Annotated in this window: 18 protein-coding genes and 5 pseudogenes; 14 read left to right on the forward strand and 9 right to left on the reverse strand. The window is 45.9% G+C overall.

The annotated features are described in order from the left end of the window. Positions 1–12 precede the first annotated feature (12 nt). Complete coding sequence (locus tag N4J56_RS22150; protein ID WP_317108410.1) at positions 13–963, forward strand: DUF5996 family protein; 951 nt, start codon at positions 13–15, stop codon at positions 961–963. Between the two features lie 12 nt (positions 964–975). Next, positions 976–1,113: a hypothetical protein gene (locus tag N4J56_RS22155; RefSeq protein WP_317108411.1), complete on the forward strand. Its 138-nt coding sequence runs from the start codon at positions 976–978 to the stop codon at positions 1,111–1,113. Here the strand turns inward: N4J56_RS22155 and N4J56_RS22160 are convergent. Together N4J56_RS22160 and N4J56_RS22165 are read right to left on the reverse strand one after the other, a co-directional pair. Beyond that, positions 1,091–1,327: a hypothetical protein gene (locus N4J56_RS22160; RefSeq protein WP_317108412.1), complete on the reverse strand. Its 237-nt coding sequence runs from the start codon at positions 1,325–1,327 to the stop codon at positions 1,091–1,093. The two genes, N4J56_RS22155 and N4J56_RS22160, sit on opposite strands and share 23 nt — an antisense overlap. A 172-nt stretch (positions 1,328–1,499) precedes the next feature. Then, positions 1,500–1,758: pseudogene (locus N4J56_RS22165) on the reverse strand (TIGR03643 family protein). Between the two features lie 223 nt (positions 1,759–1,981). On the opposite strand from N4J56_RS22165, the gene N4J56_RS22170 reads away from it, so the two are divergent. The 3 genes from N4J56_RS22170 to N4J56_RS22180 all read left to right on the forward strand — a co-directional run bounded on the left by N4J56_RS22170 (position 1,982) and on the right by N4J56_RS22180 (position 3,828). Further along, complete coding sequence (locus N4J56_RS22170; RefSeq protein WP_317108414.1) at positions 1,982–2,161, forward strand: hypothetical protein; 180 nt, start codon at positions 1,982–1,984, stop codon at positions 2,159–2,161. A gap of 6 nt (positions 2,162–2,167) precedes the next feature. Further along, positions 2,168–2,932 (forward strand): site-specific integrase, encoded by a 765-nt coding sequence (locus tag N4J56_RS22175; protein ID WP_317108415.1) that lies wholly within the window; start codon positions 2,168–2,170, stop codon positions 2,930–2,932. Positions 2,933–3,240: 308 nt separating this feature from the next. Beyond that, on the forward strand, positions 3,241–3,828 hold the full coding sequence (locus N4J56_RS22180) for an exopolysaccharide biosynthesis protein (protein WP_317108416.1): 588 nt from the start codon (positions 3,241–3,243) through the stop codon (positions 3,826–3,828). Here N4J56_RS22180 and N4J56_RS41220 read toward each other — a convergent pair. Genes N4J56_RS41220 through N4J56_RS22190 form a run of 3 tightly spaced genes read right to left on the reverse strand, consistent with a single transcriptional unit; the run spans position 3,817 to position 4,645 of the window. Then, positions 3,817–3,963 carry a deoxyribodipyrimidine photo-lyase gene (locus N4J56_RS41220; RefSeq protein WP_410500565.1) on the reverse strand — a complete coding sequence of 49 codons (147 nt, stop codon included), beginning with the start codon at positions 3,961–3,963 and terminating at the stop codon, positions 3,817–3,819. The two genes, N4J56_RS22180 and N4J56_RS41220, sit on opposite strands and share 12 nt — an antisense overlap. A gap of 23 nt (positions 3,964–3,986) precedes the next feature. Beyond that, on the reverse strand, positions 3,987–4,208 hold the full coding sequence (locus N4J56_RS22185) for a ribbon-helix-helix protein, CopG family (RefSeq protein ID WP_317108417.1): 222 nt from the start codon (positions 4,206–4,208) through the stop codon (positions 3,987–3,989). 14 nt (positions 4,209–4,222) lie between these two features. Continuing rightward, positions 4,223–4,645 carry a putative toxin-antitoxin system toxin component, PIN family gene (locus tag N4J56_RS22190; protein WP_317108418.1) on the reverse strand — a complete coding sequence of 141 codons (423 nt, stop codon included), beginning with the start codon at positions 4,643–4,645 and terminating at the stop codon, positions 4,223–4,225. 139 nt (positions 4,646–4,784) lie between these two features. On the opposite strand from N4J56_RS22190, the pseudogene N4J56_RS22195 reads away from it, so the two are divergent. The 4 genes and pseudogenes from N4J56_RS22195 to N4J56_RS22210 form a co-directional block, all read left to right on the forward strand. After that, positions 4,785–5,117: pseudogene (locus N4J56_RS22195) on the forward strand (ATP-dependent RecD-like DNA helicase); the annotation flags it as partial. Between the two features lie 101 nt (positions 5,118–5,218). Next, a complete protein-coding gene (locus tag N4J56_RS22200) occupies positions 5,219–6,328 on the forward strand; it encodes a tyrosine-type recombinase/integrase (RefSeq protein WP_317108420.1) in 1,110 nt (369 codons plus the stop codon). A 145-nt stretch (positions 6,329–6,473) separates the two neighbouring features. Further along, a complete protein-coding gene (locus N4J56_RS22205; RefSeq protein WP_317104593.1) occupies positions 6,474–7,742 on the forward strand; it encodes an IS701 family transposase in 1,269 nt (422 codons plus the stop codon). Further along, positions 7,733–8,164 (forward strand): hypothetical protein, encoded by a 432-nt coding sequence (locus tag N4J56_RS22210; RefSeq protein WP_317108421.1) that lies wholly within the window; start codon positions 7,733–7,735, stop codon positions 8,162–8,164. The genes N4J56_RS22205 and N4J56_RS22210 overlap by 10 nt, the downstream gene beginning before the upstream one ends. A 4-nt stretch (positions 8,165–8,168) precedes the next feature. On the opposite strand, the pseudogene N4J56_RS22215 reads toward N4J56_RS22210, so the two are convergent. Continuing rightward, positions 8,169–9,231, reverse strand: a pseudogene (locus N4J56_RS22215) (IS630 family transposase). 211 nt (positions 9,232–9,442) lie between these two features. On the opposite strand from N4J56_RS22215, the gene N4J56_RS22220 reads away from it, so the two are divergent. Continuing rightward, the gene (locus tag N4J56_RS22220; RefSeq protein WP_410500368.1) at positions 9,443–10,060 is read left to right on the forward strand and encodes a hypothetical protein; all 618 of its coding nucleotides are present in this window, start codon (positions 9,443–9,445) and stop codon (positions 10,058–10,060) included. Between the two features lie 35 nt (positions 10,061–10,095). Next, a complete protein-coding gene (locus tag N4J56_RS22225; protein WP_317107417.1) occupies positions 10,096–11,337 on the forward strand; it encodes an IS701 family transposase in 1,242 nt (413 codons plus the stop codon). 148 nt (positions 11,338–11,485) lie between these two features. Here the strand turns inward: N4J56_RS22225 and N4J56_RS22230 are convergent, their stop codons facing one another. Both N4J56_RS22230 and N4J56_RS22235 read right to left on the reverse strand, forming a co-directional pair. Continuing rightward, positions 11,486–11,953 (reverse strand): HAD family phosphatase, encoded by a 468-nt coding sequence (locus N4J56_RS22230; protein WP_317108422.1) that lies wholly within the window; start codon positions 11,951–11,953, stop codon positions 11,486–11,488. Between the two features lie 151 nt (positions 11,954–12,104). After that, a complete protein-coding gene (locus N4J56_RS22235; protein WP_317108423.1) occupies positions 12,105–12,230 on the reverse strand; it encodes a hypothetical protein in 126 nt (41 codons plus the stop codon). On the opposite strand from N4J56_RS22235, the gene N4J56_RS22240 reads away from it, so the two are divergent. Then, the gene (locus tag N4J56_RS22240) at positions 12,229–13,269 is read left to right on the forward strand and encodes a DNA polymerase III subunit gamma/tau (RefSeq protein WP_317108424.1); all 1,041 of its coding nucleotides are present in this window, start codon (positions 12,229–12,231) and stop codon (positions 13,267–13,269) included. The two genes, N4J56_RS22235 and N4J56_RS22240, sit on opposite strands and share 2 nt — an antisense overlap. Positions 13,270–13,371: 102 nt before the next feature. Here N4J56_RS22240 and N4J56_RS22245 read toward each other — a convergent pair. Further along, positions 13,372–13,509, reverse strand: a pseudogene (locus tag N4J56_RS22245) (IS5/IS1182 family transposase); the annotation flags it as partial. Between the two features lie 68 nt (positions 13,510–13,577). On the opposite strand from N4J56_RS22245, the gene N4J56_RS22250 reads away from it, so the two are divergent. Next, entirely contained in the window at positions 13,578–13,802 is a 225-nt protein-coding gene (locus tag N4J56_RS22250) for a hypothetical protein (RefSeq protein WP_317108425.1), read from the forward strand. Further along, a pseudogene (locus N4J56_RS22255) lies at positions 13,786–14,206 on the forward strand (recombinase family protein); the annotation flags it as partial. The gene N4J56_RS22250 and the pseudogene N4J56_RS22255, both read left to right, overlap by 17 nt. Positions 14,207–14,225 lie beyond the last annotated feature (19 nt).

A 14,225-nucleotide genomic window follows, 5' to 3' on the forward strand; every position in this document is an offset into this window, starting at 1 on the left:
TTGGTTTCCATTATGGTTGCTCCTGCGCCTGACACGTCTAACGCTACCACCTGGTCTAGCTTGTTACTCGCCGATTGGCAGGACACCTATGAAACACTGCACCTGTGGACTCAGATTATTGGGAAAATTCGCTTGGCTTTAGCTCCTAAAGTCAACCACTGGTGGCACTCCACTTTATACGTGACTCCACGCGGATTGACAACTTCCGCCATCCCCTACAGAACGGGCAGCTTTCAAATCGACTTTGATTTTCTAGACCATCAGCTACGCATCGAGACTAGCGACGGCACGACCAAGAGCATTGAACTGGCTCCCCGCTCCGTGGCTGATTTTTATCAAGCGGTGATGAGTACCTTGAAAGCGATTGGTATCCAGGTGCAGATTTGGACGATGCCACAGGAAGTTGCTAATCCGATTCCGTTTGAGCAAGATCACAATCATGCTGCCTACGACCCAGAGTATGCTCGACGGTGTTGGCGAATTTTGGTGCAGGCGAACCGAGTCATGAATCTATTTCGCTCTCGGTATGTTGGCAAGTGTAGCCCAGTACATTTTTTCTGGGGCAGCTTTGACCTGGCTGTGACTCGCTTCTCTGGACGACGCGCTCCACAACATCCTGGTGGTGTCCCCAATATGGCAGACTGGGTGACGCGAGAAGCATACTCCCACGAGGTGAGTAGTTGTGGTTTTTGGTTTGGCGGTGGTTCGACCGAAGCGCTGTTTTATGCTTACTCCTACCCAGAACCAGAAGGCTTCAAAGATTACCTAGTGCAGCCGCACTCAGCGTTTTATAACTCCCAGATGAGAGAGTTCGTCCTGCCTTACGAAGCTGTGCGACAAGCTGACGATCCAGATACTATACTACTTACTTTCCTGCAAAGCACCTACGAGGCAGCTGCCAATTTAGGCAATTGGGATCGAGCAGCACTAGAATATACTCCAGTCATCCCCAATAGTGTCTAGTCATACCCAGTAATGCCAATTGAGATGAATCTGAGAATTTTGGCAGCACATAGAGCTGGAGTCTCTAAACTTTGCCGAAAAGATTCAGGAATGATTCGCTCGAAGCGATCGCCGTGTCGGTATAGAGTTAACGATCGCGATCGGCTCTAGGACTAAAAAACTGGTGGCACGATACTTGCACTACATTATCAAAACCCAAAGTTTTAAGGTAAGCAACCCACCCTGATACACTATCATCTAGCTCCAACGCGCCTACTGCAAGAGCTGGCTCGGCAATCCAGGGTACAATCCACACGCTATAGAAGCCAAGCTCTGCGGCATCAAAAGAGTATTCAACTGCTAGCCACTCAGGTATAGCTTCCAAGTTAAGATTTCCGTTGGCTCTAAAACAGAGTGTCATCACCAAAACAACTTAAAACCTTTACGGGGTAGGCATACTCTCTAAGAAACAAGCTAGCTCAGACTTTGCCGAAAACATTTCCGATTTCTGTCCCATACAGTGCGATTGCTGCTCATCCATGCATCAAGTCTTTGCATCAAGTCTTTTGCCGCTGTGACTTAAATCTTCCTTCGATGAAACCGCGTTTGTGAAGTATGCTTGGTCTTGCGTCCAGTCACGCGCTCCCGCCACATCTTGAAACTAGATGGTTTCATCTGACGACGCATCAACGCGATGACATCCTTTTCTAACAAACCGAACTGAAGTTCAATCGCTTCAAACGGCGTGCGATCCTCCCATGCCATCTCAATCACTCGGTCGATAGTTTCAGGTGCTAAATCTGGCGATTTCTTCATAACACGCTTTTTTCTTTCCCTCCCACTATTTTAAGTTATGTAACGATCGAGCGACAATTAACAGTTAGCTGCCGTTGTCTTGCTGAGAATAGCTCGTACTTTGCCGAAAAGATTCAGCGAGATTCAGCGATTGAATAATTAATCCCAAATAGTTCTGCGATCGCCTTCATGACAGAATTACTTTAGTAAACTCCGCTTCTCATAAGTAAAGAGCGCGATCGCTATGATAGCCGTCGAGTTGAAGTCTTTAGTCTTGAGCGAGCCGCAGCCGTTATCTGTCGCTCCGGCGGCGGTGTATTTAGGCAGCTTGAGTCAGGGTTCTCGCCGGACGATGAAGCACGGACTGGATGCGATCGCCCGTTTACTAACTCAGGGCAGTGCTAACCATCTAACTTTAGATTGAGCGGCGTTGAGATACAAACATACTTCGGCGATTCGGTTTGCCTTGAGTGAGAAGTATGCTCCGGCGACAGCTAACAAAATGTTGGGGGCATTGCGGCGGGTACTCAAGGAAGCGTTGTTGCTCGACCAAATAGATCCGGCGGACTATCAAAAGGCGATCGCGATTCAAGACATTAAGCACAGTCGGGAGCTGCGGGGCAGGGCATTGGCTAGAAATGAAGTCGCTCGGTTGATTGACGTAGCTAAGAAAGATCCAAATCCTGTAATAGGAGCCAGGGATGCGGCGCTGATGGCAATCCTGCGCGGCGGCGGGTTGCGACGGGAGGAAGCGGTGAATTTAGAACTGCGAGATTTGAATGTAGCGGATGGTTCCTTAAAAGTACGGCGCGGCAAGGGGAATAAGGACAGAACCGTGTATTTACCACCGCTCCTGCTGTCGCTAGTTGAAGATTGGATTTCTATTAGGGGTAAAACCAGGGGGGCGTTGCTGTGTCACGTTAGGAAAGGCAAACAGGTAATCGTGCGAAGTCTTACTCCTCAATCAGTTTGGCTAGTGTTGAAAAATCGGGCGAATGAAGCAGGCGTTGATGACTTTTCACCGCACGACTTTCGCCGTACCTTCATCAGCGAACTGTTAGATGCTGGGATTGATATTGTCACGGTGCAGCAGTTAGCGGGTCATGCTTCTCCCGAACAGATGAGCAAGTACGATCGCCGAAAGGAGGAGACTAAACGCCGCGCTGTACAGGTATTAGATTTGCTATGTCTGTGAGGAATACCTAGCTATTTACTATTAATAAACATCGAGACAAACAATAGGTATTTAAGAGTAGGAGACTAACTTTTGAGGAAAATATCTAACACGAATTAGGTAAACTATGAGCAGATTTACTGATGTTAGTAGCATGAAATAACCAGGATGAGAGGTGAAGTCACCATATCTTCATACCTAGTCTCAATTCTAGTCGAACGAGATGTCCTCAAAAAAATCCGACAAATCCGTTGCTCGATCTGGAATTGTTATAATCAAAAATGCAACTCGTACTGTGGTGGGATAAATTGAACAATTTACTAATCCCTTTGGCTGGAAATCCGGAAACTTCTGGCAACACTGAGCGAATATCTGAACTTTTGCAGCGATTTGTGTCGCAGCATCAAGGTGATGAAGTGTGCCTGCGGGATCTGTTTGACGAGATGGGAGAGCGGGCATTTGGTCCAACTCTGCTGCTCTGCGCCTTGCCGGAAGCTTTACCTCTGCCGATTGCGGGAATTTCCGCCCTTGTTGCCATGCCCTTGCTGCTGGTTTCTGGTCAGTTAGTGCTTGGATACCAGCAACCCTGGCTGCCCGACTTGCTTCTGGAGCAACGTTTCAAAAAAGAACACTGCGAACAGGTGATTTCTGGAGCTATCCCTTTTCTAGAAAAGCTGGAAGGCTTTGTTGAACCACGCTGGTCGTTTTTTACCAGCCCTGAAGCCGAACGGTGTGTCGGTGCGCTCTTGCTAATCCTGGGGTTCATCATTGCCCTGCCAATTCCTTTTGGTAACATGCTGCCAGCGATCGCCATCGTTCTGATCTGTCTTGGCTTAATTGAAAAAGACGGGCTGATAATTGCAATCAGTGGTCTAATTGTCGGCATGACTCCAGCACTTCTATTGTTAGTCCTGTGAACGCTTCGTCCAAATGGAGTAAAACCAGGGATCGATGATGAAACAGGGCAGAACTTCCGCGTTATTGTTTGCTGCTAGGGTGACGATTTCATTGTCATTAAGTCGCAGGTCGCGCCGGAACAAAAGTACGTGCATCGTTGTCGCCCCATCTATTACAGTCACTCCAATAACTCCCGATCGAGTCGGTCGAGCAAATCTTGACCTGCTTCTACATTTCCTTTAGCTGCCATAGCGCGAAATCGAGTTTCGGCATCAAACTCAGCCAAAGCAATAGTTGACAGTTCCTCAATTAGCTTGTTAACGCTGATATTTCTTCTTTTTGCCAATTCTTTTAATCTGTCATGTTTGTCATCGGGTAAGCGAATTGTTAAAGTAGCCATGATGTTTCTCCTAATTAAAGATTGATAATCTCACTTGGTTTTTTGATGAAAACTTCCGAGAAAATCAGTTGAGTTTGCCTAAAGTCTTTAATATTATGCGTAGCAATAATCCGAGCATTTCCAGCAATAGCTAACTCAATTAAATGATTATCTGCTTCATCTTTTAAATTGGGTCGCCATAAATAATAAATGCGCGTCCACTCGCAAACACTCATAAATGCAGATGTGAGGACTTGTATTTCTTCTACTGACAAAGGACATGAGTGCAAGATTTCCTCTCTATTAATGACTTGTTCGTACTCGCAAAACAAAGCATTGCCCATTAATGGCTGATACTTGCCCTGTAAACATTGTCTGAGCAGTTCTCTGCTTGCTCCATTCGAGCTAATCAGCGCACTAATAAATACACTCGTGTCAACTACGATTCTGACTGTCATCTTGACATGATAGCATATGTGCTATCATTTGCCTCTAACCCTTACTTCCGCACAATTATATAGTATTTTTGTACTATATAGACGAATTCGAGGTCAGTTAAATTGACTGTCTAAAGCATCCAGAAATTTTGCGCCATTGATGTCTACTCTACCCCAAACGCCACAAGCCCAAGCTACCCCACAGTATGAATACCTTACAGGTGTTGTGGAGCGGTTGACTTACCATTCAGAAGAGTCTGGCTACACGGTGGCAAGGTTGAAGACACCGCAAGAGCGCGACTTAGTAACGATTGTGGGTAGCTTCGCCAATATCCAAGCAGGGCAAACATTGCAGCTTACTGGTCTGTGGCGGGATCATCCGCAGTATGGCGCACAGTTTCAAGTCACCCATTATAGAGAAACTAAGCCTGCAACCATAACAGGGATAGAGAAATATCTAGGTAGTGGCTTAATTAAAGGAGTGGGACCCTTATGTAGATAGAAATAAAAACATCTACAACATAAAAACAACAACAACAAACCTCCTCTTCTTTGTGATACGTTATAAGCATTGGATTTTCCACAACGTAGAACATGATTAAGGTTGTATGGGCAATTGACCCCGACACCTCACAACGCTTCCATTGCGTTTTTGATACTTTTTCATGCTTACCCATAGAACCCATACAGCGATTTCTTAACCACTGTCGGAAACGAGGACTGGCAGACAACACCATCAGCACCTATGCCTATCGTTTAGTTGATTTTTGGCGTTGGCTAGAACAACAAGCTTTGAACTGGACTGAAGTTGATTTAGAAAATTTTGGTGATTTTATCCATTGGTATCTGATGGGGGGAAACGTTGAAGTTATTGCTGAAAATATCCGACAAACCATGTCTGCACGTAGTGTAAGGACAGTTAACCAAACAGTGACTGCCATTCAGGAATTTTATACCCACCATGCCATTGAAGGCAGAGTCGATGAAAAGCAATTCACTAAATTAGTGCGGAGCATGGGAAAACGAGGGGGATTTCTCAAAGGGATTGTTAAAAGCACTCCTGAAAAACGTAAACGGATCAAAATCAAAGAACCGAAGCGATTCCCTGGTTGTCTTAGCGATGAAGAAGTAGCTACTCTAGCTAATGCCTGTACCACCTATCGAGATCGGTTACTCATCATGCTTCTAAGAGAAACAGGCGTGAGAAGGGGAGAAGTATTAGGGTTACATCTCGAAGATGTGAGGGAGCTTGATGTAAGAGGACGTATCCGCATTGTTAGACGAGATGATAATCCTAATCAAGCTATCGCAAAAGGGATGGAACGAGAAATCCCGATTCTGCACAATCGAAAGGCGGTACAAGAAACCCTCAAGGCATACTTACTGGAAGAATACCCCTGTGAAGCAGAAAAACTGGGACATGGAATGCTGTTTGTCAGTTTATCAGGGAAGCACGTTGGAGCAGCCATGTCTTTAGTGCGGTTGAATAAGCTATTTGACCAACTCCACTCACGAACGGGAATTAAAGCCCATCCTCACCTGATGAGACATACCTTCGCCACCCGAATGATACAAAACAACTACCTTGACCAATATGTGCAACAGCTTTTGGGACATACATCCATTGCTACCACAAAAGACATCTACAGCCATGTGTTAGATGAAATGACACTAGACGAATACACCAGAGGAGAAGAGGAATAATGGCAGAAGTATTTTCGGATGAAGTGTTAAGGCAGCGAGTGGCTGAGTCTGAGTTAGTGGGACTTTGTAAGAAAGATGGAGCAAATTGAGCTAGAATGCGGGTAGGAGTTGCGTTTTACGTCAGTCTCGACAGGAGCAACGTAAGGTGAAAGATCAAGTACCAGCAGCGATGCCGCAGTGCTTTGAGAACTGGTGTCGTCGGTTTGATGATGTATTTTCGCGTCAGAAGCAGCGGCAGGAATTTCGTGTTTATCTAGGGGGACTGCTGGGTGAGAGTCAGCGCAAAAACCTGAGCCAACTGGTCACAAATACAGTAGATGGCTCCTACAACAGCCTCAGACATTTTCTCAACAATGCCCCTTGGGATGAAGTCAAGCTAAATAATCGGCGGTTGGAGGTGATGCACCAGTGTCGCCAGACGACCCCGAGTCAAGGTTTCACATTGATTGTAGATGATTCGGGACATCGCAAAAGTGGTGCGGCTACTGATGGGGTAGGACGGCAGTACATTGGGGAGATTGGCAAGACTGACAATGGTATTGTGCTGCTGACTACCTACTTGTATGATGGAGTGCGACGTCTGCCGTTAGATGTTGCACTCTATCAACACGCAAGTTTATTCGAGCAAGGCAAGGCAGACCCCAACTTCCAGAAAAAACCTGACCTGGCTCTAGACTTGGTTGACCAATGCTTGAAGCGCGGTTATCGACCGGGTGTGACTGTAATTGATGCAGGCTACGGTAATAACACGCCTTTTCTCAAGCAGTTGGAGTCGAGAAACCTAACTTACGTGGCAGCAATCGCCAAAAACCGCCAAGTTACTGCTCAAACATCAGGTGATGAGTCTGCTCGTAAGCAGGGATTAGAAGCTATTGCTCAAACCTTGGCAGTGGAGCAGTTCACACCTGTGCAACTCAATCTGGAGCAGCCCCGGACAGTTTGGGTGGCGCTGTTACCAGTTCACGTTCCGAAGCTCGAAGGCACTCGCTGGCTGGCGATTCAACTCAATGCCTCTAGTTTCGAGCAAGCGACGGAGGTGGATTACTTTCTCACCAATGCCTCTGACAACCAAGTCAGTGCGGCTTGGGTAGCTCAAACATATTCTGCTCGCAACTGGGTGGAGGTCTTCTATCGAGAAGCCAAGGGCTGGTTGGGTTTGAGTGAGTATCAAGTTCGGGATGCTCTGAGTATGAAGCGTCATTGGGTTTTAGTGTTCATCGCTTACACCTTCATCCTTTGGCATCAGTTGACCGGCGGATTCCGCAGACGTTGGGCAACCAAACCCTTACAAACCTTTGCCGAAGCATTGGAGGCATTCCGCACCGCAGTCGAGTTTCGTTTAGTCCGCTGGCTTAATGAGCATGTTGATGTATTTGCCTCTCACAGAGCTAAGTTCGGCTATATTTGGGCTTAGAAAGTTTTAAAGTCCCATTAGGAGGGAAGTTTTTACAAGACCCGTTAATGGAAAAGGATGTTTGGCCAGTCACAGAACTTGGCTATTGTGAAGAAGAAGCCAAAATCCAAGGAACTCGCAATTTCTATTTTCAAGATTTCTCGTTACCTTGGTTGAAATTACTGGCTAAATTAACTGCTAAGGCAAGTGCTAGGGAAAAATCTTCCTTGAGTGTAACGAGAAAACGAGTTGATTACCTAAAGCAATTTGATGTTTTTTTGCAATCTAAAGGATATAGACAGCCCGATTTAGTAACCAATACTTTATTACAAGAATTTGTTACTCAAAGTAGCCAAGCCCATCGTCATACTACTCTGGCTTATGCTGTCAAACTATGGACAGAAGAAAAGTGGCTTAAGTTAAACTACATATCTCGTAAATAAGTAGCTAGGCAGATTTAAACATAAAACGTTCCAGTGTCCATCCCCCTTGTTGACTTCGATTCTCCATGCCCTCAATCATGGCATTCGCTAAATCATACTCGTTATCAAAAATCCTTCCGGCTATTTCATGGGTTTTGAGTTGATGCCACTGCGCTTCAATCAGATTCATATGTGAACTGTATTGGGGGAGAAAAAAGAGATATAGCCCTTTCGACTGCCACTGCTGCCAGTGCTCACGGGCAAGATGACTGGTATGAGCCGAACCATTATCTTGCACCACGACTGTGAGCCGTCCGGTTTGTAGCAATGTCTGCTCACTCTTTTGGGCAAGGAGCGTTCATCACTTTAACATAGCGTTCCTTGTGGAAACTGCCTTGTACCAGAGCATAGTCAAACGACTGCTCTGGTTGCCATATCCCTAGAATACTAATGCGGTCTCCATAGGATTTGACCTGCTCTTCGGTGTTTCTGCTCTCCAATGCGAGAGTAACTATAACTGACTGGACTTTCCAGACAACATCCCGATTCGTCAAGATACTTCAGGTCAATGTACCCTTCACAGGCAGCTAGTTGGAGTGTGTCTAAGTCGGCTTGCTTGAGTGCTTTGTACTCAGGATCTTGTCTGCCCCGTTGCGAGTGTCGAGTCCGCTTCCAACTAAAGCCCTTTTTTTTAGAATGCGGCGAATCCGGTCAGCACTTAGGTTTACCTGTCGTTCTTGCTCTAGCTTCTGGGCTAGCTGTTGACTATTATAGGTTCTGGCTTCTTGCTCTAGGCATTGTTCTAGGTAGGCCATGTCTGCTTCTTGCCATTTGGCTTTAGCTCCTCGTCCACTAGCATCCCATAATCCACCTAACCCTTGCTGCTGCCAACGGCGGATGGTTTCGCGCACTGTCTGCTCTTGGCACTCAAAAATTTCGGCAATCGCTGGCACTACCCATCCTTGAGCATTGAGTCGAAGCATTTGTGCTCGATCTCGGGTACGTTGAGCAACGGTTTTGGCAACCCGAAGTTCACTCAACGTCCGGTCTTCTGACTCTGTCAAAACGATACGTAAAGGAGCAGGCATGAGTGGTCAAAATCAGCAAGTTTTTGGCTTTTCTCTATCTTACGTTTAATTATGCCCTACTACTTATCACAAGTTAACACCTAAAATAGAAATAATTCCTGAAGAAGTTCTCGCTCAAGTTTACGAAAATTTCGGCTTATTTCCTCCACCACTAGAACGATTATTTAGACTCCAATTCGTTTTAGGATGTCGGATTGGGGAACTTCAAATCATGCCTCGTCAATGTCTTAAACAAGAAGGTAATCAGTGGTTCATTCTCCGCTGGATAGAAAAAAGAAAACACTGGCGATTTTATCAAATTCATCCATTGGTAGCCGAATTAGTCAGAGAACAGCAGAAGTTTTTAGATAGTCAGTTTGGTTGTGATTCGGATTTTGATAAATTGTTTTGTAAAACTTCTACAGCTAATAAAGATGGTGCTAGACAAGGAAAGCGGTTTGAAATTGACCCCATTTATCTCCCAGAATTACTAGCAAGTACAATTATTAACCCTTGGCTAAAGAACTTTAGCGAAAAAGCAGACCTTAAAGATAAATATGGCAACAGATTTTATTTGAAGAGCCATCAATTTCGTCGCACTAAAGCAAGTATTATGGCAGATTGCGAGACAGAGGATGAATATATTGCTGCGGTACTGGGACATGGTTCGTTAGATATGCTTCCTCACTATCGGAAACGTTCTTTGGAAAAGCTAGAGAAAGATGCTTCTGCTAAAGGCTATGTTGATATGTATGGACGAGTCACTTCTTTTAAGCCGAGAAAACTCAGGTATGAAAAATTAGCAGAATTATTAAAAGTTAGTACTCCTTTATATTACAGTTGTAGATAAGCTAAACTAGATTTGTAAGGAAATACAGTTTAGCAATGCTTGATACATCCAACGTGTTTTTAACAGGTGTTGTATTAGAAGCGCTCTCCCAATGGAGCAGTAGATTGAAAGCGTTTCAGCAAAAACTGGGAAAGCACTTCGCTCGTTCTGAAGCACGTCTTGCAGCGTATGACTATATCCAGGCACTACTAAGCCCAGTTGAGCGGAAGAATGGATGGCAAATGGCAGAACAGGTAGGGTATAGCAATCCCTATCGCTTCCAACATTTACTAGGACGGGCGCAGTGGAACGCGGACGCAGTGTGTGCAGAAATTAGAAAGTATGCAGTGGAGCATTTGAAGAGTGAAACAGATATTTTGGCAATTGATGAAACAGGTTTTCTGAAGCAAGGAGAGCAGTCAGTAGGCGTACAGGTGCAGTATTATGGCACAACTGGACATTTGGAGAATTGCCAGGTAGGTGTGTTCATGTCCTACATTAGCGACAAAGGACATACGTTGATCGATCGCCGTTTGTATCTACCGCGCACATGGAGTGAAGATCAAAGCAAACGTAAGAAGGGAGCAGTTCCAAAATCAATCACATTTGCGACTAAACCTCAACTAGCACAACAGATGTTGGAATCAGCTTTTAAAGACGGAATACGTCCCGCCTGGTTTGTTGCTGATGAGGTTTATGGCAACGATGGTTCATTGTGGTGGTGGCTGGAAAAGACTGCTAAACAACCGTATATACTCACGGTCAGCAAGAAGCAGCCTGTAGTTATTGGCTGGCAACGTTATCAAGCCCAAGAACTGTTACCTCAGCCGGACAGCCAGCTGTGGCAACGTCTTAGCTGTGGAGCTGGCAGTAAGGGAGAAAGATACTATGACTGGGCGAAAGTGCCAGTTAATTGTGACAGATCAGATGGTTTTCAACGTTGGTTATTGTTCCGCCGCTCTCTAGAACACCCTGAAGATCCTCGCGTCAGCTACTATCAAGTATTTGCTAAGAGCGATACTACCCTAGAAACGATGGTTCAAATCGCCGGGCAAAGGTGGCGGATTGAGGAGTGCTTTAAATTTGCTAAAGACCAGCTAGGTTTAGGAGAGTACGAAGTTCGTTCCTGGCATGGTTGGCATCGACACATCACCCTCGTCCTGGCTGCTCAAATATTTCTCACCGTCTTACGACACTCTTGTGAGCCTGCTATTCACTCCTCTACCCCCCCTTTACCTCTAGTAACAACTGGCAGTCTAACTGCGTTCAAAGCGGCACGAGGTTTATTGTCCGACTAAGTATCTGGGAGATGAAGCGGTGGGTATCTCGATTCTTGTTTCCCACATTCTGGTGTCTTGAACACGTTTTGCGTTGGTCTTATTGGCGCAGATCTCATCAAGCTACTGCTCGTTACTACCATTACCAAAAGCGAATTCATTCTTCTATTTATCTACAACTGTAATACTTAGATGATTCCACCTCGGTGGTAGTGGTTGCAGCATCGAGGAGATCTTCAACATTCAGGATCTGCGTGTAGGTTGCCAGATCGTCCTTTGTCGCTGAGGAAGCTAGAGCAATGCGTTTGCCATCCGCTTTGATTCGCAAAAATAACTCGCGCACTTGAGGAAAAGCTTTGATGCGGGGATGATATTCACGCTTGTACAGTTCCCTGCGGTAATCTCGCATGCGTTCGCCTTTAGTCGGGCTTCGACCGCCATCTGATTCATTCAGTTCTTCAACTGAGAAAAAGACTGGCATTAACTTGTCACTGCCTTTACCGATTTGGGTGCGGATCTGCTTGTAGGGAATCTGATGACCAAAGTGCTGGAAAGTTTTTTCCCATGACTGCGCGTGAAAGTCAACAGAATCAACTAGTGTGCCGTCGATGTCGAAAATTACAGCTTCGATCGCCAATTGCTTACCCCGATTTTAAGTAGTAAAACGTTAATCTACATTGCAGCAAAATTAGCAGTAGAAATGCTCTTCCCTCCGATGGGTATAGCGATGATTGAGGCGGGAGGAAAATGTCCGCAAAAACAACTTGAAATGCCTACTGTCAAAGGTTTTAATCGGCTCGCTCGTGGCTTAACGCACGACATTCCCATTTAATCTTTGCCATTGCATCTTTCCACCCCAAGTCCCAGTTAGAAGGCGCTTGGGGTGGTTCGTCAAATTCAAATTTCAATAACATGTCATACCGATCGCTACACCACAAATACCGACCCCAGACTTTTGCCCAGTTAGTAGGACAGCCAGCCGTTGCTACAACGCTGACCAACGCGATTAATTCTGGACGCATTGCTCCTGCTTACTTGTTTACTGGTCCGAGGGGTACGGGTAAAACTTCCAGCGCCCGCATTCTAGCCAAGTCTCTTAACTGCCAAAACTCAGATTCCCCTACACCTTCGCCTTGCGGTCAATGCAACTCCTGCAAAGCAATTGCCAGCTCCTCGGCGCTCGATACGATCGAAATTGATGCTGCTAGCAATTCCAGCGTCGAAAATATTCGGGAGACGATCGAACGCTGCCAATTAGCACCGATTGAGTGCCGCTACAAAGTGTATTGCATCGATGAATGTCACTCGCTCAGCAATCAAGCGTTCCAAGCCTTACTCAAAACCTTGGAGGAACCGCCCTTTCGCGTCGTCTTTGTCCTTTGTACCACCGAGGTTCATAAAGTCCCTGCTACGATTGTTTCACGCAGTCAACGGTTCGACTTTAAAAGAATTGGCAATGAAGCAATGGTGCAACATCTAAGCGCGATCGCCGCTCGAGAATCGATTGACATCACTCCAGAAGCAATTGGATTAGTAGCACGGCTATCTTCTGGGTGTTTGCGCGATGCCCAATGCTTGCTCGACCAACTGAGCCTGCTCTCCACGACTATCACCCCTAACTGGGTTTGGGAAGTCGCGGGTGCAGTGCCAGAACATGAATTACTAACGCTGTTGGAGGCGATCGCTCGCGATGACGATAATACTGTACTAGGGGTTTTGAGAGACTTATTGGAATATGGCAAAGAGCCGCTACTAGCGATCCTGCAAAGCCTCGCCAGCTTCTATCGCGACTTGCTGATTGCCAAAACCGCGCCAGATAGAGGCGATATGGTAGGACTGACAGCAGATACTTGGCAGGAGTTGTGCAAAATTGCCCAGACTTGGGAAAAGTCAGCTATTCTACAGGCACAACAGCACCTCAAAGCTAGCGAGGTTCAAGTATTACAGTTGTAGATAAGCTAAACTAGATTTATTAGAAACACGGTTTAGCAATGCTCGATACATCCAACGTTTTTTTAACAGGTGTTGCATTAGAGCTGATTCGTAAAGTAAATATTAAGCAGCTAATCGCTTAACCATGAGACGAAGTAAAGAACCATAAATCATGGCTTCACTCACCGCTGAATACACCTCATCATCTTTACTCAACCGTCGAAATCGATTCAGCCAGCCAAAAGTTCGCTCGATTACCCAAGCGCAATACCGACATAAGCCATAAACAAAATTCTTCAGCTATCGTCAGTATAGAAGGGTTATTAGGGTTGGTAGCGTTAGTCGCACGATACCAAGTAACCGCAGATTTAGGTACTCAGGAAGGTGCGGTATGCCAAAGCGAGAAGTCCCCCCCGTCTAGTCCGCCAACAGTAGCTCACTTGTGGCTACAGTTACCAGTTGCAAATCGCCAACGCCTGCTCTGGCTGCTGACTCAACTGCTAGTTGGTCAAATGAAACTGACCGAGGAGGAGAGCCATGAGCTACAGGACTAATATACGAGAATTCCGCTCCGAGAAGATTCTGCCCGTTCATCTGGAGCGTTTGGCTGTTGTCTATGTACGACAATCTACCCTGCAACAAGTGCTAGAGCATCAAGAATCAACACAACTTCAGTACGGGTTGGTGGATCGTGCTCAAGCCTTGGGATGGAGTTCAAATCGGATTTTGGTCATTAATGACGATTTAGGGAAATCGGGAGCAACAGCCGAAGGACGAGAGGGATTTCAAAGGTTGGTAGCAGAAGTCAGTCTGAATCACGTTGGCTTAATTGTGGCTATAGAGATGTCACGACTGGCACGATGCTCGCGCATCTTGGCATCAACTGTTGGAAGTCTGTGCATTATTTAGAACGCTAATAGCAGACTTAGACGGGATCTACGACCCTAGCCTGCAAAATTGCACGAACTTCGGGATCA

It is taken from the genome of Chroococcidiopsis sp. SAG 2025 (assembly GCF_032860985.1).
In the GTDB taxonomy this organism is placed as follows: Bacteria; Cyanobacteriota; Cyanobacteriia; order Cyanobacteriales; family Chroococcidiopsidaceae; genus Chroococcidiopsis.